This window comes from Corallococcus praedator, from assembly GCF_003612125.1.
GTDB lineage: Bacteria > Myxococcota > Myxococcia > Myxococcales > Myxococcaceae > Corallococcus > Corallococcus praedator.
The window spans coordinates 1-473 of the sequence record NZ_RAWI01000912.1 but is presented as its reverse complement, the minus strand read 5'-3'; the positions used below and the strand labels follow the sequence as shown (position 1 = coordinate 473).

The window sequence follows — 473 nt, the reverse complement described above, 5'->3', positions numbered from 1 at the left end:
GAGCGGACACGGGCGCAGCAGCAAGCCAGTGCAGTAAATCCGGCAGGTTCACGAGAGGAACGACGCGGCCATCGCCCAAAATCGTGCAGTTGCTAAAGCCGGGAGGCATTGGCAGATTGCCTTCGACCCGCCGAATCGCGACTTCTTGTTCGCCCCAGGATCGATCGACTTGCAGGGCGACTCGATGCGTCCCCTGCACGATCAGCACGGTCGGAACGTTGATGACGGGCGGCGTTTCGAGTCCTTCCATCTGGCGCGGACAGTGAAACTTGAGCCACTGACCCAGCCGCACAAGCTGCACCAGCGATCCCTGCCAGCCGATCGCCTCGCTGCCTCCGGCTTGAATGATGCGATCGGTTTCCAAAACCGACATTTCCTCGATCACATCGGTCGGAAAAGCCAGCAGCATTCCGTTACTTTCGGCCAGCAAAACGCGAGCGACCGACAAAGTAAACGGCACGGAGATCGTAAAC

At 59.4% G+C, this 473-nt stretch carries 1 protein-coding gene; it reads right to left on the bottom strand.

What is annotated here, in order from left to right:
• A partial coding sequence (locus D7Y13_RS42380; protein ID WP_208734597.1) for a chemotaxis protein CheW occupies nt 1-473 on the bottom strand: 473 nt, incomplete at both ends.